Source organism: Prevotella sp. tc2-28 (assembly GCF_900107705.1).
Taxonomy (GTDB): Bacteria; Bacteroidota; Bacteroidia; order Bacteroidales; family Bacteroidaceae; genus Prevotella.
Genome location: NZ_FNRE01000002.1, coordinates 341,965 through 361,713, shown reverse-complemented (window position 1 = coordinate 361,713; position 19,749 = coordinate 341,965). Strand labels below are relative to the sequence as shown.

The window sequence follows — 19,749 nt, the reverse complement described above, 5'->3', positions numbered from 1 at the left end:
TTGCTTGTTTTTGTTGGATATTATTTAGATTTAGTTAATGATTAATCACAAATGGGTGGCTTGCTGGGGTAATGCCACCTCTATCACCAACCGGCGTGAAGCCACCTATGCCAAAGACCTCACGCTGCGTTACCCCGTCAGGATGTGCTTTAGTGGCAGCATGCTCCGTTTCAGGTTCTCCAACCTTACAGGCACGGAACCGGTGACCTTGTCGAAGCTCTTTGTCGGTCATACGCCGATTACCTTTTCCGGAGGGCCAAGTGTCTGTCTCATGCCAGGCAAGGAGGTAGAGAGCGATGCCATCAGCTATGCCGTGAGTTGTGGTGATACCATTGTAGTGAGCTTCTATCTGGCTGACTATACGCAGATGAACAGCGGGACGCTGATAACTGGACCGCTGTCGAAAGGATACTTTGCCTACGGCGACTTTACCGAGGCCGACGCGTTGCCGCCCGACCTGTCACGTAGTACCAACTGGTTCTATTTCCTGAACACTATCGATGTGCTGACATCGGCTGACAACCATGCGGTGGTGTGCTATGGCGACTCCATCACTGCCCAGTCGTGGCCGGACTATCTGGCACAGCTTGCCTTCGGTTCCAAGGTATCTGTTATTCGTCGTGCCGTAAGTGGTACACGCATTTTGCGCCAGTACGACTGCATCACATACCAGGCCTATGGCTTGAAGGGCGCTACGCGTTTCCCCATAGAAATGAACGTTGCCGGAGCTACCGATGTGATTATCCAACACGGCATCAACGACATCATCCACCCCGTGGGAACCGGTGTGAATCCCTTCCGTCCGTGGAGTGACTTGCCAACGGTAGCGGAGATGGAACAAGGTGTGGAGGATATCTACGTCAAACCAGCCAAGGCAATGGGCTTGAAGGTATGGAGTGGAACGTTACTGCCTATCTTGGGATGGCGTACCTATAATGAAGAAAGAGAGTCGATGCGACAGGCATTCAATCAATGGCTGCGCACATCAACCATCTTCGACGGCTGCGTTGATTTCGACGAGGCTGTTCGCAGCACGGCTAATCCCAAGGCGTTTGCCGACGGCTATGACAGTGGTGACCACCTGCATCCCAGCGAGCGTGCCTACGAAGCTATGGCGCAGGCCGCCCATGAGGCTATCTGTGGTCTTCAAACTCACAATGCTTGTATTGCTCGCGAGGAAACTTGAACAGGTCGTCGCTGATACCGCCTATCTTGAAGTCGGAAATCTTGATGGTGGTATGGAAAATGCCCAGTTTGATGCGAATGCTGGTCGGATACTGGGTGTGCTTGTCTAACATGATGCGAGCCTCCTTGATGCCCTTGACGCCCTTCTTGGCTTTCAGCGTGATGGCTAAGCCTTTCTTGTCGTCCTTGATACTATAAGTGTAGTTGGTAGGGACGAACTTAAACTTCGTGGCATACTTGTCGCGATCGTCGGAGTGGGCATCGTAAACGACCACGCGGTTCTTCTTACGCTCTAGCCTGTAGAAAGTCACGTCGTCGTTCCATGCAATATATCGCTCGTCGATGAATTTGCTCTTCTTCTCCTTCATCCATATCGTGCCTTCGGTCTTGTAGATACCGATGATGTTCACCTTGTAATGCAGCGAACCGCCTTCCGGACCGTATAGCTTGTTGTAGATGTCCATGAAGATGCGTCGTGCCTGCTGAGCGTTCGGAGTTTCATGTTCCTGTGCTTGTACCTGAATACTGAATGCGGCTAATAAAAAGCCTAATGCTAATACTATTTTTCTCATATCGTGTGCAAAGTTACGATTAAGTGGGCAAATTGCCAAATATAACCGGACATTTCTTTATGTTACCTGCAACTGTCCGTCTTGTTGCTCAACCTGTTCCTCCTGTATGAGTTGGGTGAGGACATGGCTGACATCGTCGGTGGAATAGGGCAGCGAAGATAGCTCGCCTATCGGGTGTGGCTGGTGGTCGTTCAGCAACGTGAGGACGTGTTGCCGGATAGCATCAGCATCTTGTGGCTTTGACTGGCAGACATCACATAGTCCACAGTTATGCGTGATGTTCTCACCAAAGTATGCCAGCAGTTGGCGCGAACGACACAGGTCGTCGGAAGTGGCATAGTGCAGCATGGCATGGATGCGCTCCCGGTACTGCTCACGTCTTTCTTCGTAAACGTGAGGCGGGATGACGATGTGTTCCGCGTCCTCGCGTCGCTGCATATACCGGATGGTCGGGATGTTACGACGCGGTATGAAGTGAAGCAGACGGCGTTGCGAGAGTTCTTTCAGTATCTCGTAGGTTTGCGGTGGCGTCAGTCCGGCTTGCTGAGCAACGATACTCTCGTCGATGAACGCATAGTCTGCAAACAAGCCGCCATAATTGCGTAACAGGGCGACAACGACACGTTCTTCGTCGGGTGACAGATGGTCGAGTTGGTAAAGGTCGTCACGACCTACGAGAAAACGTACACGCGCCTGGTTGTCTGCTTCTTCGTCGTATTCAATATATCCGGAACGTTGCAATATCTGGAGGGCGGCATGCACCCGCACGGGGAAGTGTCGGAAACGCTGACAGAACGCTTCGATATTGAATTCGCGCAAAACGCCGTATCCGTCTCCGGTGGCTATCTGGAAGAAATAAGCCAGATGCTCGTAAACCTGTCGGATATAGTCCTTTTCCGGGAAGGTGTCGCTGATGCGCTTTTCCAGTTTCGCCCGGTCGCTGTTGTTATATAGCAAGACGGCTCGTGCGGTCTTGCCGTCGCGCCCCGCACGTCCTGCTTCTTGGAAATAGGCTTCGATGGAATCCGGACAGTCGTAGTGTAACACCAGTCGCACGTCGGGTTTGTCAATACCCATGCCAAAGGCATTGGTTGCCACCATGATGCGCGTCTGGTCCTGTTGCCATTGCTGTTGCCGCTCGTCTTTCTGGGCATGGTCAAGACCGGCATGGTAGAATGTGGTACTCAGACCCGCGTCAGACAGGTGCTCGGCTATCTCACGCGCATGACGACGGCTGCGCACATAAATAATGGCAGCTCCGTCGTAGCGTTGTAGCCAATGAACCAGCTCGTTCAACTTATCACCCGTCTTGCAAACGATATACGACAGGTTCTTCCGTTCGAAAGACATGCGGAAGACGTTGAAGGGCTGAGCGCTGAGGTCTGATGTCTGACGAGCAAGCTTCTGGCAGATGTCCTCCACGACGGTAGGAGTCGCAGTGGCGGTCAGTGCCAACACAGGTACATCAGGATGTATTTCGCGGATGATGGAAATCTCCAGGTATGAAGGACGGAAATCGTAACCCCATTGAGAGATGCAGTGGGCTTCGTCGACGGTGATAAACGACACTTTCATGTGGCGCAGCTTCGTCTGGAAGAGCGGTGACGAGAGTCGCTCGGGCGACACATAGAGCAACTTGATACCACCAAAAATGGTGTTTTCCAGGATGCGAAGTATCTCGTCGTGTTGCATACCGCTATAAATGGCCGCCGCACGGATACCCCGCTGACGGAGGTGCTGCACCTGGTCTTTCATCAGGGCAATCAAGGGAGTGATGACGATGCAGACACCTTCCATGGCAAGTGCCGGCACTTGGAAGGTTATTGACTTGCCGCCTCCCGTGGGCATCAGTCCCAGGGTATCATGACCGATGCACACTGACTCGATGATGTCGCGCTGAATACCCCTGAAATCATCATACCCCCAATATTTTTTAAGTAAATGAGTAATGTCCATTTCTCATTCCGAAGGCTTAATGTCTTCTATCTGCAACTGTATCTCACCGCGCTTATAACTGTTTTCCTCGATGGTATAGATGATGTCGAACGATCGCTTGCTCTTGATATAGTGCGCCGCAGCTGACTGTCCGAAGGCGATGCCGTTCATGACTACTGCCGACTTCGAGTCTACCAGTTCAAGCTTGATATGTTCTTGATGGCGCCCCACCACCTTCGATGTACCGTAGTCGTAAACATTACGTGTGAGGAATAGCGGTTTCTCGTTGCCCGGTCCGTGCGGAGCCAACCGTTTCAGTTCGCCCAGCAGTCGCTTCGAAATGTCGTGGAAGTCTAATGCCATGTCCACCTCCATCGTCTGTTGCGTCTGCTCGGGAAGGATATGCTGACTGACATATTCCTGAAAACGACGACGGAACTCAGGGATGTTCTCCTGACGAAGTGTCAACCCGACGGCATAGGTGTGACCCCCGAAGTTTTCCAATAGGTCACGACAGGATTTGACAGCATCATAGATGTCGAAACCCGCTACCGAACGAGCAGAACCAGACGCGATGCCGTCGATGATGGTCAGTACGACGGTGGGACGGAAATACAGTTCCGTCAGTCGAGATGCGACGATGCCCACGACTCCCTTCTTCCATCCCTCGTCATAAAGTACGATGCTCTGCATGTGCTGCTGACTTTCCAGACGCGCCACGATTTCGTTGGCTTCTTCAGTCATCTGCTTGTCCACGTCCTTTCGCTGTTCGTTGAGTTCGTTGATGCGCAGAGCCTGTGTGAGCGCCTTCTGCATGTCGCGCTCCACGAGCAACTCCACGGCTTCGCGGCCGTTCATCATGCGTCCTGAGGCATTGATGCGTGGACCTATCTTGAACACAATGTCACTCATGGTGAGTTCACGGTTCGTCAGTCCGCAAATCTCAATAATCGATTTCAGACCGATACTCGGACTCTGATTCAACAGTTTCAGTCCGTGGAAGGCTAGGATGCGGTTCTCACCAACCACCGGCACCAAGTCTGCTGCTATCGACACAGCACAGAAATCAAGCAAAGGTATCAGCCGGGAAAACGGGATGCCGTTGTTCTTGGCAAATGCTTGCATCAGCTTAAAGCCTACACCACACCCGCAGAGTTGCTTGAAAGGATAGGTGGAGTCCGTGCGCTTAGGATTGAGGATAGCCACTGCCGGCGGCAACTCGTCGTCAGGCACGTGGTGGTCGCAAATAATAAAATCAATGCCTCGCTGTTTCGCATAGGCTATCTCGTCAATAGCCTTGATGCCACAGTCCAGCACGATAATCAGTTTAACACCATTCTCTGCCGCATAGTCTATGCCCTGACGACTCACACCGTATCCCTCACCTTCGCGGTTGGGAATGTAGTAGTCGATGTTGGAATAGAACTGCTGCAGAAACTTGTAGACCAATGCTACCGCCGTACATCCGTCGACATCGTAGTCGCCGTAGACCATGATGCGCTCTTTGCGCCCCATTGCATCGTTCAGACGGTCTACCGCCACGTCCATGTCGTTCATCAGGAAAGGGTCTATCAGCTCGTTCAGCATCGGACGGAAGAAGCGCTTCGCTGCACTCTCTGTCTTGATGCCCCGCTGAATGAGCAAACCGGCCAGAATAGGACTCGCTCCAATCTTCTCGGCCAGTTCGTTAGCCGCCTGTTGCTTCTCTGGTGTAGGTGGTTCGTAATTCCATTTAAGTTGCATTTATATTTATTTTTATTTCTTTCGTCACTACGGCATATGGTACACTTCAGTCCATAATACGTTGCGAAGTTACGAAGAAAAAACAAAAAAACGGAAAATCCTGTCGTTTTTTTAACAGTTATATTCCGTTTTTATCATTTATAATGCTTTTTACCCCTTACTCCACGTAGTCCATCTTAACCACGATGACTCTGATCCGCTGGTCCTTCTTCTTGGTTTGTACCTTGGCAATATGCCAATCTGTAGGGAAGAAAATAACGAAATTCCCCTCCTTTACATCGAAGAAATGCGTTTTTTCTTTCTGATAATGATAGCGCATGACATCTTTTTTCTCGTCGTAGGGAACGCTGATGGTACTTGTCTGATGGTCAAGCAATGCAAATCCTTCTGTACCGCAAACCACTAGTTGAAAGTCAATCTTGCGCTTATGACTTTCTGTGTTGCGTTTCTCCAGAGGACCATTCTCTGAGTCTTCAACGCTGGCCACTAACGTTGAGTTAGGGATGGGGTGCTTACCTTTGGAAATGGTCTTCAAATCGGTGTCACGAAGCCATTGGAAAAGTATATCCCATTGTGCTTTGTTCTTCTCGTATTGTGAATAGAATTCGTTAATGTTCAACGTCTTATGAGGTTTCGCTTTTGTGAAACCTTGACGCCATTCACCTTGTTTTAGCCATTGCTTGGCTTCCTTGTTGGTTTGTGCTGATGCTGTTATGGTCAGCAGGCAGACGAGGATGGTCGTGATGATTTTTTTCATATACATATTTTTTTGAATGATTTATATACTAAACTGTATTCCCGGTGTCCTAGCAATTCCGATTTGGTGGGTACACCTGAAGCCGTTTTCTCGATACATTGCAACAATAGGTCGCGGACATCGTTAAATGATTGTCCGTCTGTTACGATGGCACCTGCATTGATGTCCATATCGTCAACCATTTGCTGATAGGTAATAGGATTGGAACAAACTTTCACCACGGGCGAGATAGCTGAGCCTGCTACAGAGCCTCGTCCGGTGGTGTAGAGTACCAAATGGCATCCGCAAGCAATCATCTCCATGATTTCTGCGTTGTCGTTGATATTCGGGAAACCCCAACGTGCCTCTCCGTCGGGAACGACGTCCATCATCCATAGTCCTGCAGATATCGGTCGAATGCCAGGATAGGTTAGTCCTTGTATGGGGCGGCTGCCGCTTTTGCAGTAGGATCCTAGCGACTTTTCCTCGATGGTGGTCAGTCCGCCTGTTGCGTTTCCTGCTGAGAAGCTGTCATGCCCCATCTGTTTATAATAATTGTTGGCTTTAACGATGCAGTTATATAATTGTACTCCCAATTCCGGAGTGACGGCTCTGTCCTGCAGCAGCTGTTCGCAACCGATGAGTTCGCCAGGCTCTTCGAAAATACAGGTTGCACCTTGGTCGATAAGATAGTCGAACGTGCAACCTACAGCAGGATTAGCCGTGATACCACTATATCCGTCTGATCCACCGCAAACAGTACCTATGACGAGGTTTGACCATTGAATGTTGACAACGGGAACTGTTTGTCTTTGTTCCAGTAAAGAGTTGATGATAGAAATGCCCTTTTGTATAGAAGGCATCGTACCACCTTCTTCTTGGATGACAATCAGAGAGGCTGGTCGCCCACTTTCCTTAATGTCTTTCAAGAGGCGATTACGTTGAAAGTTCTCACACCCCAACGACACTAGCAGTACAGCTCCAACATTGGGATGCGTGCATAATTGGCGCATCATCAACTCTGCATAGTCATTCGGAGCGCATCCGCTGAACCCAATCAAATGAACGTCATCGTCTTGAAAATGCTGGGCAATGCGAGAAGCCACATGGTGGGCACACTCTACCAGATACGTGACCACGACGACGTTACGGATACCCTTTCGTCCGTCTTTGCGCAGATAACCTTTCATGACAGTTCCAGAATCTTGTAAGACACACAGTTGTCATGGATGAGTTGCCAGTCGAGTTCCACACCAATACCGGGCTTCTTGGGTACGGTAATCATGCCTTTGGCATCGATGGGCAGCAGTCCCTTCATGGGAAATTGAAAATCTTCCTCTGGCACGAAGTATTCGAACCATTTGCAGTTGCGGATGGCACAAGAAACGTGTAGATTCACAATGTCCATATAGTTCATTGTCGTGGTATGTACCTCGCAGTTCATGCCGAAAGCCTCTGCCAGATGGGCTATTTTCAGAGTACCTGTGATGCCACACTTCCAGGACACGTCAGCGCGTACGATGTCTGCTGCTTGTTGGTTGATGACCTGCGCAACACCCCAGTGACACCCTCGTGTGGTCTCCGTAGCAGCGATGGGAATGTCAAGTGCTTTGCATAGCTGGGTGTACTTATAGAGTTCGAAATCGCGGAATGGTTCCTCCAACCAAATATAGTTCAATCGTTCCAGTTGACGACCTACGCGGATGGCTTCGTCGAGGGTGTATTCTGCCACGGGGTCACTCATCAGCCCGAAGTTTTCTCCGACGGCCTTGCGCAGATTCTCGTGAATGCGCATGTCCGTCTCGACAGGTCCGCAAGGATGCACTTTGTAGCAATTGATACCTCTTTGTTGGTAGAACAAAGCCTCGTCGATATATGCTTGTTCTGAGGTATGGAACAAACCGCTTGCATAGACGGGTAATTGTTCACGATAGGCTCCGATGTACTGGTAGAGTGGGAGTCCTGCTGCCTTGGCACAGATGTCCCACAGCGCTACATCAATGGGACCAGGAAGGTAGACGGGGAAGAACGTCAGATGACGATCAATATTCCACAACTCATGCCATATCTTCTCGTGTTCATAGGGCGAGCGACCCAGCACGACAGGGGCTATATTGTCGTGAATATATGCCTCTGTGACATTTCCCGAGCGGGCTGCCAGGGCGGTGGCTATTCCCTCGATACCGGTGTCGGTGGTCAGTTTCAGTACCAGCACGTCCCAGTCCATCGCACTTTTTCCCTTGCGCTTGTCGTCGAACAGGCACTTGTTACGACGTACCCACCATGTTTCAATCTTTTGTATTACCATAGTTATTTCGTGAAATCAATTTGTCTGATAGGAACGAACAGCCTCAGCGTGAGCCAGGCCACCAGATACATCGTGCTGGCAATCATGAAGATAGAGGCATAGCTGCCTGTCAACTCCAAGATTAGTCCGACAAAGGAAGAGGCGAGTGCACCTCCAACGGCTCCTCCGACGCTGCTGATGCCCGTCATCGAACCTACCACCTGTTTGGGATAGACGTCGGAAACGATGGTGAAAATATTCGATGCCCATGCCTGATGAGTACTCGTGGCCAGTCCGATGATGAACACCACCATCCAAAGGTTGTCGATATAGGGAACCGCATTCAGGGGAAGCACAAGTAGTGCAAACAGCAGAATCGTTGTCTTACGTGCAAAGTCGATGCTGCGTCCAAGGCGAATGAATTGTGAGGAGACATGTCCGCCATATATTCCTCCGATACTTGACATCGTATAAATAATGATAAGGGGCAGCACGGTGGCTTTCAGGTCTACACCATGTGTCTTGTTCAGAAAGTCTGGTGTCCAGAACAGGAAGAACCACCACACCCAGTCGGTGACAAAGCGCGAGAAGAGTATGGCATAGGTCTGCCGATGCTGGAACAGTTGCCGCCAAGTGACAGCCGCCCCATAAGCCCCATCGGCCTCATTGGCCCTATTAGCCCTATCTTCCTCCTCCTCCCCCTTGATATACTCCAGTTCCGCCTGATTCACGCCTCGGTGCTTGTCGGGGGAATGATAAAGTATCCACCAGATGACCACCCAGACGAATCCCAGCATACCAGTAACGATGAAAGCCCACCGCCAACCCCATTCCAGCGTGATGGCCGTCACAATGATGGGGGCGATGATGGCGCCAATGGTTGTTCCGGAATTGAACAGACCGGTAGCATAGGCTCGGTCGCGCTTGGGAAACCATTCTGCGATGACCTTCACAGCTGCGGGAAAGTTTCCTGCCTCACCCAAGCCAAGGATGGCACGTGCTGCTCCAAAACCAGTTACGGAGCGCACCGTGGCATGTAGTACGGCACCGATGCTCCACACGATAATGGCTATAGAGTATCCGCTCTTGCTGCCTAGCCGGTCGAGCATCCGTCCGCCTAACAGCATGCCAATGCCATAAGCTACCTGGAATGCGGTGACGATATACCCATAGTCTGCCTCTGTCCATCCAAGGTCATCTTGGATATAGGGCTTCAGCAGTCCGATAACCTGACGGTCGATGTAGTTGATGGTGGTGGCAAAGAAGATAAGGGCCACCACCGTCCAACGGATATTCGTTTTCTTCATAGTCGCAGTCCTTGCTCCTTAGAATGCTTCTGATGCTCCAGCGTCTACAGGAAGGAACACACCGTTCACGTAACTGCCTGCCGGAGATGAGAGGTAGAGTGCTGCATAGCCGATATCCTCTGGCTGGCCAAAGGTTTTCATGGGAATGCGGCGCAGGATATTGGCCTTGCGCTGGGGGTCGTTGTCAGTGGCTTTATGGAACATGGGCGTGTCTATCCAGCCTGGAGCAATGGTGTTGACACGTATGCCCTTGGGTGACAGTTCTGCCACCAAACTGCGTTGTAATCCGAGTACGGCTGATTTTGCCGTTGTGTAGGCAACGACTTGCTCCATCCCCATGATGGCTGTCATCGAACTAATCATGATGATAGAACCTTTGCCTCGCTCTACCATCAGTTTGGCAAACTCGCGACTCAGGGCGAAGACACTCATCACGTGGACGTTCAGCACGCTCAGAAATTCTTCGTCGCTGACATCGAGCGCCCATTTCTTCAGGTGTACTCCAGCGCAGTTAACCAGTATGTCGACTGCTCCGATGTCTTGTACAAGAGCTGGAATCTCATTGGTATTGGTAACATCGAAAGCCCGATAGCTGCATTTTTCTCCCAGTTGTTGCTGAGCCTTGCGTAATTTCTCTTCGTTTCTACCGATGATGATTACTTCGGCGCCGGCCTCTACAAATACTTTGGCAATACCCAGACCCAGTCCGCTGCCTCCTCCTGTTACGACGGCTCGTTGTCCGTCAATTCTAAATGCATTCATATTTGATTTGTTTTACATGATTCCAAATTTGGCAAAAGCTTCTACGGTGCTCATGCCTTGCTCCAGGGCTTGCTTGACCAGCTTTTCGCCACGGGCCTTCTCAATGGCTCCGGCAAAGGCTTCTTCCTCAGCCTCGCGGGGTACGATGATCACACCGTCAAGGTCGCCAAAGACAATGTCGCCAGGACGAACGGGAATGCCTCCGAACTCGATGGGTACCCGATAGTCTATCACTTTTCCGCGAGGTCCTTGGTCTTGTGCATAGGTGCCTTGTGAAAAAGTGGGAAAGTTCAGACGCAGTATCTCGTTGGTGTCTCGTGAGAAACCGTCAACCACTGCGCCAGCTGCTCCTATGGCAATAGCTCGTGTGCTCATCAGTCCGCCCCATAGTGCATAGCGTGGTGACGAACCACTACAGATATATACCTCACCGGCCTTCAGTTGGTCAAGTGCCTCAAACATGATTCCAAAGGGTTTCCGCATCACGTCGAGCTGTGTCTCCTGCTGTCGCTCTGCAAAGACGTCAGCTTCCAACACGGGCATTGCGCGTCCGATGACTACCATGTCACGTCGTAAGGGTTTGATATGTGGGGGCAGGAATTGGTGCAGATACCCCATTTTGTCCAGGACATCGCCTATCAAGGCTGTGAAGAGTTCGTTACGGGCTATACGGAACAGTTCTTCATCATTTTTCCATAGGTTTGTCATAAGTAGTTTGTTTTAGGTGAAAGAAATGAAAGGGATGCGCATGATGGCACACCCCTTCCATGGTTTAAAGTCCTAGCTTCTTGCGAATCTCAGCGGGAATAGCATTTTTGTTGATGAGGAAGTCCATGGTGTTGGCAGCGATGAAAGCCTTGGTCATATACCAGATGCCCTTGTAGTCGCCCGTCTTGCCCCATGAGTTCTGTACCATATAGTACTCCTTACCGTTCTGGTCCTTGGCAACACCGAAGATGTGCATGCCATGGTCGTCAGTCAGTTCCCAGTTGTCGAAGCGCTCCTGACGCATCTCCTGAGTAGGAACAATCTCAGGCACGGTGCAGCCCAGCGAGTCGATGATGTCACGCTTCTTGGCGGCAGTCATCTTCAGCCATTTGGCCATGTCGCTGCCTTGCAGGCTCTGTGTCTTTTTGTCATCTACAGCATAGGCCAGTCCCTTGCGGGTGAAGCCAGGCTCACTGACGTCACCGCCCCAGGCTACGGTATAGCCGTTCTTCACAGCGTTGTCGATAATCTGCATCATCTCGTCCATTGGCACGTTGTAGCTCAATGGGAAGCGCCAGTTGTCCTGTACCTCAACGGCGAAGGCGGTGTAGAAGGGATGGTGGGTATAGCTGGTGATGCTCACATAGTCGTCGAGATTGATACCCAGCGATGCCATGAAACTTTTCGGGGTATATTCCTTGCCTTCGTAGGTGAACTTCTCAGGGCACTTTCCTAGATAGGCGTCGAGTATGCCTTGCATACCGGTCTTCCATGCCTTGCTGAGTTTCTTGGCATCGCTCTTGGCGACAGCGGCTACGTATGGCTCCAGCACGCTGAAGAACTCGTTGAAGTTGTTCAGCGAGTCACCATAGAGTGAACCGGGGAAAGGCATTGCCTCGATGGGGCAGATACCATGGGTCTTCAGCGTGTGAAGCACGTCCTCAGAACTTCCGCCCTGTGCAAACTGGCAGTCACCGTGATAGCGAACCACTTGGATGGCACGCTCCATATAGGTCTTGTTGGCTACGAAAGCTTCACAGAGGGTGTACTTCTTGCCGGTAGCCTTCAGAATCTCAGCCTCAAAGAAGGAGAGGGTAGAGTAGTCCCAGCACGTACCCGAGCGGTTCTGGTCCTTGATGGTCGTGATAGGATTTTCCTTGACGACGGTGAATACGGGTTTGTTCTCATTTTTTGCAGGTGCCTTTTTCTTGGCAGCCTGAGCACCAACGGCAACGAATGCCATGAGTGCAAAGGTTAAAATTTTTTTCATAATTATCTATTGGTTTTTACTCATAAATGCTTCCAGCTCTGCAGGGTGGTACGGGATGCGCTTCGTTCCGAGGAATCTGCAGCCGTCTTTGGTAATCAGTACATCATCCTCGATGCGGATGCCGCCAAAGTCCTTGTAGGTCTCCAACTTCTCGTAGTTGATAAACTCCTTGCAGTGTCCGCTGGCTTTCCACTCGTCGATGAGGGCAGGGATAAAGTAGATGCCGGGCTCGTCAGTAACGACAAAGCCTTCCTGTAGCCTTCGACCCATGCGCAGACAGTTGGTGCCAAACTGCTCCAGATTGGGACGTGTCTCCTCGTCGAAGCCAACATAAATCTGTCCTAGACCTTCCATGTCGTGAACGTCCATACCCATCATGTGACCTAATCCGTGAGGCAGGAACATAGCGTGGGCACCAGCCTTTACAGCCTCGTCCGTGTCGCCCTTCATCAGTCCCAGTTCCTTGAGTCGTTCGGTCATCATCCGACAGACAGCAAAGTGGACATCCATATATTTCACACCAGGCTTTGCCACTTCCAAGACGTAGTCGTGACATGCTTCCACAATGCTGTAGATTTCCAGCTGACGCTGGGTGAACTTGCCGTTGACAGGCATCGTACGGGTATGATCACTACAGTAGTCGTCCAGTTCACAACCAGCATCACACAATACCAGACGACCATCCTCCAGTTTGTTTGCCGTTGGATTGCCGTGCATAATCTCGCCATGTTGCGAGAAGATGGTGGCGAAACTTGTCTGGTCGGCCAGTGAACGGGCAATGCCATCCACCTGTCCGCCAATGAAGCGTTCTGTCACTCCCGGCTTAATCAGCAATTGGGCGGTGGTGTGCATCGCATAGCCCACATCACAAGCACGATCAATAGCTTCTATTTCCTGTGCTTCTTTGGTGGAGCGCATCTTTACAACAGCTTGGATGAGCTCAAGTGATGCTGCCTCCTTTTGTTTTGATGGATGAATACCCAGCAAGTCCATGATTTGGATTTGGGTATCATGACGATAGGGTGGCAGGAAGTGGATGTTTTTAGTGGTGAGAGGTGAGTGGTGAGAGTTGAGCGGTGAGAGGTGAGCGGTAAGAGATTTCATGGGGGCAGTCTTCGTCACACCCACCTCAGCAGCCAAGTCAGCTACCGATGGTGTGAAGCCCATCCATACAATGTCTTCCACGTCAATGTCGTCACCGAACAGCCACTCTTCGTCGTTGTCGATGTCAATCACACCTACCAGTCCATTACGATGCTGTCCGAAGTAATACAGGAACGAGGAGTCCTGTCGCATCGGAGCATAGCAGTTGGCGGGATAGTTGCACGGTGCATCGTTGTTGCCAAACAGCACGATAACACCTTCGCCCACTATTTTTTTCAGTTCGGCACGTCGCCGGATATACGTATCTTTGCTAAACATTTATCAAAAAATCGGTTTGTTTGTCCATTTTGTTCGCAAAGGTACACATTATTTATTTATTTGCACTAACTTTGCACCCTAAAAAGTATTAAAATGCAAATATCATCCAACACAGGTCTGGTTCTCGAGGGTGGCGGCATGCGAGGCGTGTTCACGTCGGGTGTGCTCGACGCCTTGATGAAGCATGAGGTCTATTTCCCTTATGTAGTGGCTGTGTCGGCAGGAGCTTGCAATGCCATGTCGTATATGAGTCGGCAGCCTCGAAGAGCGCGCTGGTCGAACATCGACATGTTGCAGAAGTATGATTATATCTCACTGAAAGGTCTGGTACAGAAAGGTAGCATCTTCGATACCGACATCCTCTACGAGCGTTTTCCTAACGAGTTGGTGCCCTTCGACTATGCAGCGTATGAAGCAAATGCGGCAACCTTTGAGATGGTGACTACCAACTGCAGGACGGGTCGTGCGATGTATCTCTCGGAGCGTCATGACCATCAGCGACTCACCCAGATAGTGAAGGCGACGAGTGCGCTGCCTTTTGTGGCGCATATCGTAGATGTCGATGGCATCCCGATGCTCGATGGTGGTATTGTCGACAGTATTCCTATCGTGCGTAGCATTGATACAGGACATCAGGAGAATGTGGTCGTCTTAACGCGTAATCGTGGTTATCGTTCGTCGGAACCCGACATTAAGATGCCAAAGTTCATCTATCGGGAGTATCCCCGTCTGCGTGTGGCGTTAAGCAGACGTACGGCGGAATACAACAAACAACTCGACTTGATAGAACGGATGGAAGACTGGGGTGAGATAACCGTCATCCGTCCGGAGGCACCTATGGAAGTTGGGCGCATCACTCAGGATGTAGAGAAGTTGGAACGCCTATATGAAGAGGGGTTCCGCTTAGGTGAGCGCTTTATTCTTTCAGCAGGTCTGGTCTGAGGCGACGGGTGCGCTCCATCGCCTGTTCCAATTCCCAGTTGCGTATCTTGGCTTCGTTGCCCGAGAGCAGTATCTCAGGCACCTTCCATCCTTTATAGTCTGCCGGACGCGTATAGATGGGGGCGGCCAGCAGGTCGTCCTGAAAACAGTCGGAGAGGGCACTCTGCTCGTCACCGATGACACCAGGAACTACGCGGACTATCGCGTCAGCTATCATGGCGGCCACCAGTTCGCCTCCCGTCAGTACGAAGTCGCCAATAGAAATCTCTTTCGTAATCAGGTGGTCGCGAACACGCTGGTCAATGCCCTTGTAGTGACCGGCAAGGATAATCAGGTTTCCCTTCAGCGACAACTCGTTGGCCATGTGCTGGTCGAAACGTTCACCGTCGGGTGAGGTGAAGATGACCTCGTCGTAGTCACGCTCTGCCTTCAGTGCCGTGATACAACGGTCTATGGGTTCGCATTGCATCACCATACCCGCACTACCGCCATAGGGATAGTCGTCAACGCGACGCCATTTATCCAGCGTGTAGTCGCGCAGGTTGTGCAGTCGAATCTCAGCAAGTCCTTTCTTCTCAGCCCTTGCCAGAATACTCTCGTGTACGAAGCCCTCCAGCATTTCGGGCAGTACGGTGATGATGTCTATTCTCATAACAATGATGAATGATGCATTATGAATGATGAATTCCATAGAACGCTTGGATGCGGTCAATATACCTTTCGCCCACCTTTCGCCCCAGTTCGTAGACGTGGTGCATCTGTTCTGGGTTGTGTGAGATGTGGCCGATGGGTATCTTCTCATCCGGACGGATGACCAGACAACGACCCAGTCGCTCTGCATTCGCCACATATTCCAACTGGTAGTTGTACATCTGGTGGCGCTCGTCCAATGCTTTTAGGAAGTGGGGGTAGCGATGTAATGCAAGGCGCATTAGCGGCATCAGTCTGTTGTGCGCCTTCTGGTATCCCTGAGGCTGCGTCAGGATGACCACGTTGCGGTCATATCCCTTGCGCTCGAAGTATTCCAAGGGGATGCTGTCTGCCACCCCACCGTCAAGCAACAGGTGACCTTGCACCTTCACGACTTTCGACGCCAGCGGCATTGATGCAGAGGCTCGCAACCACTCCAGTTCGTCGTAGTCTACGTGGTCCATTACATGATATACCGGTTGACCCGTCTGCACATCCGTACAAACGATGGTAAACTCCAGGGGATTCTCCTCGAAGGTCTTGATGTCGAAGAGGTCGTACTCGTAGGGAACTACATGATAACCGAACTTCGCATTGAAGTAGTCGCCCGTGGTCAGCAGTGACCTCACACCACTGTACCTGGGGTCCTTGGCAAAGCGGGTGTTGTAGCGGATGGCGCGTCCGATCTGCTTCGATTTATAGTTGCAGCCAAACGCAGCCCCCGCAGAGACACCAATCAGTCCGTCTGGCCAGATGTCGTGTTCCATCATGACATCTGTCACGCCTGCTGTCCATAGTCCACGCATGGCGCCGCCTTCCAGAACCAGCCCCTTCTTCCCTGTCATCTCTTACCTCTTACCTCTCACCTCTTACCTCTAAGCATTATACTCCTGCCAAGACTTGATCTTGATGTCGTTCTCGCTGAGCGCGGTGAACGCCTCAATGTAGGCCTTTGCCAGACGCACATTGGTCATCAGAGGGATGTTGTGGTCGATGGCACCACGACGGATGCGGTAGCCGTTGGTCAGCTCACGCTTCGTGTGGTTTTTCGGTACGTTCACGATGAGTGCAAACTGGTGCTGGGCAATCATGTCCATCACATTGTTGTCGCCTTCCTCGTCAGGCCAGCTGACGGCTGTAGCCTCCACACCGTTATCGTTGAAGAACTTGGCAGTACCACCTGTGGCATAAACCTTGTAACCCTTTTTCACCAGGTCCTTGGCGGGCTCCAGCAGACTGACCTTACCCTTGGCAGCACCACTTGAAATAAGGATGTTTGCTCCTTGCTTCGGCAAGCGATAGCCTGTGGCAATCAGAGCGTTCAGCATGGCCTCGTTCAGGTCGTCACCCAGACAACCTACCTCACCCGTTGACGACATGTCTACACCCAAGACGGGGTCGGCATTCTGCAGACGGGCAAACGAGAACTGTGAGGCCTTGACACCGATGCGGTCGATGTCGAACTCCGAACGATCAGGACGAGAGTAGGGCGCGTCGAGCATAATCTTCGTAGCCGTCTCGATGAAGTTGCGTTTCAGGATTTTCGATACGAAGGGGAACGAACGTGATGCACGCAGGTTACACTCGATGACCTTCACCTCGCGGTTCTTGGCAAGGAACTGTATGTTGAATGGACCGCTGATGTTCAGCTCTTTGGCTATCTTGCGGGCAATCTTCTTAATCTGGCGAACGGTAGAGAAGTAGATGTGCTGGGCGGGGAACACCATCGTGGCGTCACCAGAGTGAACACCGGCATACTCTACATGCTCTGAGATGGCATACTCAACAACCTCACCCTTGTCAGCAACGGCATCGAACTCTATCTCCTTGGTCTCCGTCATGAACTTCGAAACCACTACAGGGAACTCCTTCGACACCTCGGTGGCCATTGACAGGAAACGGTGCAGTTCCTCGTCGTCGTAGCACACGTTCATGGCTGCACCCGACAGCACATACGAAGGACGTACCAGTACGGGATAGCCTACCTCAGCGACAAATTCCTTGATGTCGTCGAAAGAGGTCAGCGCACGCCATGCAGGCTGGTCAATGCCCAACTTGTCGAGCATGGCCGAGAACTTGTCACGATTCTCTGCACGGTCAATGTCCACAGGACTTGTTCCCAGTACGGGAACACCCTGGCGGTGCAGTTTCATGGCCAGGTTGTTAGGAATCTGACCACCCACGCTGACGATGACACCACGTGGCTGTTCCAGGTCTATCACGTCGAGTACGCGCTCCAGGGAGAGCTCGTCGAAGTACAGACGGTCACACATGTCATAGTCTGTAGATACCGTCTCGGGGTTATAGTTAATCATAATCGACTTGTAGCCCAGCTTACGCGCTGTGTTGATGGCGTTCACCGAGCACCAGTCGAACTCTACTGACGAACCGATGCGATAGGCACCTGAACCCAGAACGATGACCGATTTCTCATTTTTATAATAGGGTATGTCGTGACCTTCTACTGCATAGGTGAAATACAGGTAGTTGGTCAGCTCGGGATGCTCCGAGGCTACCGTGTTGATGCGCTTCACGGCAGGTACGATGCCCTGCTGTTTGCGGTATTGGCGAACAGCCAGATTCTCTTTCTCCATGTTGCCGTTCTGTGGCTTCAGCACGAAGCGGGCTATCTGGAAGTCGGAGAATCCGCATATCTTCACCTCTTTCAGCAAAGCGTTGGGCACGTCTTCCAACTTGTTGTACTGCTGCAACTGGTGTTTCAGGTCGACGATATGTTTCAGACGCTCCAGGAACCATACGTCAATCTTGGTCAGTTCCTCGATACGCTCAATGGAGTAGCCCTCTTCCAGCGCCTGTGCGATAGCGAAGATACGCAGGTCGGTGGGGTTTGCCAGCTCCTCGTCGAGGTTGTCGAATTTTGTGTGGTCGTTACCCACAAAACCGTGCATGCCCTGTCCGATCATACGGAGTCCCTTCTGGATCATCTCCTCGAAGGAGCGTCCGATGGACATGATTTCACCTACTGACTTCATCGAACTGCCTATCTGGCGACTCACACCAGCAAACTTTGTCAGGTCCCAACGGGGAATCTTACAGATCATATAGTCCAGTTGCGGAGCCACATAGGCAGAGTTGGGGGTTCCCATCTCACCAATCTGGTCGAGCGTATAACCTAATGCAATCTTGGCAGCCACAAAGGCGAGGGGATAGCCCGTAGCCTTAGAGGCCAGTGCGGAAGAACGACTCAGACGGGCATTGATCTCAATGATGCGGTAGTCGTTGGTCTGTGCGTTGAACGCAAACTGGATGTTACACTCACCCACGATGTTCAGGTGGCGCACGCAGCGGATGGTGATGTCCTGTAACATCTTCACCTGATCGTCAGTCAGCGAACAGGTAGGAGCCACCACAATCGACTCACCGGTATGGATGCCCAGTGGGTCGAAGTTCTCCATGGAGGCTACTGTGAAGCAATGGTCATTGGCATCACGGATACACTCAAACTCAATCTCCTTCCATCCCTTCAGCGATTCCTCCACCAGGATCTGAGGGGCGAAGGTAAAGGCACTCTCAGCCAGTTCGGTAAAGGCTTTCTCGTCCGGACAGATACCAGAACCCAGACCGCCCAGTGCATAGGCTGAACGGATCATGATGGGGAACCCAATCTCTCTGGCGGCTTTCAGTGCATCGTCCATGTTTTCCACAGCGTGGCTCACGGGAGTCTTCAGACTGATCTCGTCCAACTTCTTGACGAAGAGGTCGCGATCCTCCGTGTTCATGATAGCCTCCACCGATGTACCAAGCACTTCAACACCATATTCCTTCAGCACGCCAGTCTGATACAGTTCTGTACCGCAGTTCAGTGCCGTTTGTCCACCAAAGGCCAGCAGAATGCCGTCAGGACGTTCTTTCTTGATAATCTCCGTGACGAAATGAGTAGTCACTGGCTGGAAGTACACCTTGTCGGCAATACCCTCCGAGGTCTGAATCGTAGCGATGTTCGGGTTTACCAACACCGAGGAGATTCCCTCCTCACGCAAAGCCTTGAGCGCCTGTGAACCTGAGTAGTCAAATTCACCTGCCTGTCCGATTTTTAGGGCACCCGAACCGAGTACGAGCACCTTCTTGAGTTTTTTATCCATATAATGAAGTTAATTTTGATTGCATTTCAAGCGTGCAAAATTATAAAAAAAATAGGAGACGACAAAACATCTCCTATTTAAAAATTG

16 protein-coding genes are annotated in these 19,749 nt (G+C 51.3%); 2 read left to right on the top strand and 14 right to left on the bottom strand.

Annotated features, from left to right (window positions below):
* The first annotated feature begins 37 nt into the window (after nt 1-37).
* Entirely contained in the window at nt 38-1,186 is a 1,149-nt protein-coding gene (locus BLU47_RS03245) for a GDSL-type esterase/lipase family protein (RefSeq protein WP_091958287.1), read from the top strand.
* Here BLU47_RS03245 and BLU47_RS03240 read toward each other — a convergent pair.
* From BLU47_RS03240 to BLU47_RS03190, 11 genes are all read right to left on the bottom strand, one after another.
* Nucleotides 1,134-1,757, bottom strand: coding sequence for a LolA family protein (locus tag BLU47_RS03240; protein WP_091958285.1), 624 nt, complete (start codon nt 1,755-1,757; stop codon nt 1,134-1,136). The two genes, BLU47_RS03245 and BLU47_RS03240, sit on opposite strands and share 53 nt — an antisense overlap.
* A gap of 57 nt (nt 1,758-1,814) precedes the next feature.
* A complete protein-coding gene (locus tag BLU47_RS03235) occupies nt 1,815-3,713 on the bottom strand; it encodes a RecQ family ATP-dependent DNA helicase (protein WP_091958282.1) in 1,899 nt (632 codons plus the stop codon).
* A gap of 3 nt (nt 3,714-3,716) precedes the next feature.
* A complete protein-coding gene (gene recJ, locus BLU47_RS03230) occupies nt 3,717-5,435 on the bottom strand; it encodes a single-stranded-DNA-specific exonuclease RecJ (protein ID WP_091958280.1) in 1,719 nt (572 codons plus the stop codon).
* Between the two features lie 157 nt (nt 5,436-5,592).
* Entirely contained in the window at nt 5,593-6,192 is a 600-nt protein-coding gene (locus BLU47_RS03225) for a NanQ anomerase/TabA/YiaL family protein (protein WP_091958386.1), read from the bottom strand.
* Nucleotides 6,189-7,361, bottom strand: coding sequence for a UxaA family hydrolase (locus BLU47_RS03220; protein ID WP_091958277.1), 1,173 nt, complete (start codon nt 7,359-7,361; stop codon nt 6,189-6,191). The genes BLU47_RS03225 and BLU47_RS03220 overlap by 4 nt, the downstream gene beginning before the upstream one ends.
* Nucleotides 7,358-8,479 carry an enolase C-terminal domain-like protein gene (locus BLU47_RS03215; protein ID WP_091958274.1) on the bottom strand — a complete coding sequence of 374 codons (1,122 nt, stop codon included), beginning with the start codon at nt 8,477-8,479 and terminating at the stop codon, nt 7,358-7,360. The genes BLU47_RS03220 and BLU47_RS03215 overlap by 4 nt, the downstream gene beginning before the upstream one ends.
* 2 nt (nt 8,480-8,481) lie before the next feature.
* Nucleotides 8,482-9,765 (bottom strand): MFS transporter, encoded by a 1,284-nt coding sequence (locus BLU47_RS03210; RefSeq protein WP_091958272.1) that lies wholly within the window; start codon nt 9,763-9,765, stop codon nt 8,482-8,484.
* A gap of 18 nt (nt 9,766-9,783) precedes the next feature.
* Nucleotides 9,784-10,527 (bottom strand): SDR family NAD(P)-dependent oxidoreductase, encoded by a 744-nt coding sequence (locus BLU47_RS03205; RefSeq protein WP_091958269.1) that lies wholly within the window; start codon nt 10,525-10,527, stop codon nt 9,784-9,786.
* Nucleotides 10,528-10,539: 12 nt separating this feature from the next.
* Complete coding sequence (locus BLU47_RS03200) at nt 10,540-11,235, bottom strand: RraA family protein (RefSeq protein ID WP_091958267.1); 696 nt, start codon at nt 11,233-11,235, stop codon at nt 10,540-10,542.
* Nucleotides 11,236-11,299: 64 nt separating this feature from the next.
* Nucleotides 11,300-12,505, bottom strand: coding sequence for a C1 family peptidase (locus BLU47_RS03195; RefSeq protein ID WP_091958264.1), 1,206 nt, complete (start codon nt 12,503-12,505; stop codon nt 11,300-11,302).
* A gap of 6 nt (nt 12,506-12,511) precedes the next feature.
* Nucleotides 12,512-13,927 carry an aminopeptidase P family protein gene (locus BLU47_RS03190; RefSeq protein ID WP_091958262.1) on the bottom strand — a complete coding sequence of 472 codons (1,416 nt, stop codon included), beginning with the start codon at nt 13,925-13,927 and terminating at the stop codon, nt 12,512-12,514.
* 93 nt (nt 13,928-14,020) lie between these two features.
* Here BLU47_RS03190 and BLU47_RS03185 point away from each other — a divergent pair, with 93 nt between their 5' ends.
* Nucleotides 14,021-14,869, top strand: coding sequence for a patatin-like phospholipase family protein (locus tag BLU47_RS03185; RefSeq protein WP_091958259.1), 849 nt, complete (start codon nt 14,021-14,023; stop codon nt 14,867-14,869).
* On the opposite strand, the gene trmD is transcribed toward BLU47_RS03185, so the two are convergent.
* Genes trmD through carB form a run of 3 tightly spaced genes read right to left on the bottom strand, consistent with a single transcriptional unit; the run spans nt 14,844 to nt 19,662 of the window.
* Nucleotides 14,844-15,521: a tRNA (guanosine(37)-N1)-methyltransferase TrmD gene (gene trmD / locus BLU47_RS03180; protein ID WP_091958383.1), complete on the bottom strand. Its 678-nt coding sequence runs from the start codon at nt 15,519-15,521 to the stop codon at nt 14,844-14,846. The genes BLU47_RS03185 and trmD overlap by 26 nt on opposite strands.
* Nucleotides 15,522-15,540: 19 nt before the next feature.
* Entirely contained in the window at nt 15,541-16,404 is an 864-nt protein-coding gene (locus BLU47_RS03175; protein ID WP_091958256.1) for a patatin-like phospholipase family protein, read from the bottom strand.
* A 30-nt stretch (nt 16,405-16,434) separates the two neighbouring features.
* On the bottom strand, nt 16,435-19,662 hold the full coding sequence (carB, locus tag BLU47_RS03170) for a carbamoyl-phosphate synthase (glutamine-hydrolyzing) large subunit (protein ID WP_091958253.1): 3,228 nt from the start codon (nt 19,660-19,662) through the stop codon (nt 16,435-16,437).
* Nucleotides 19,663-19,749: the final 87 nt, after the last annotated feature.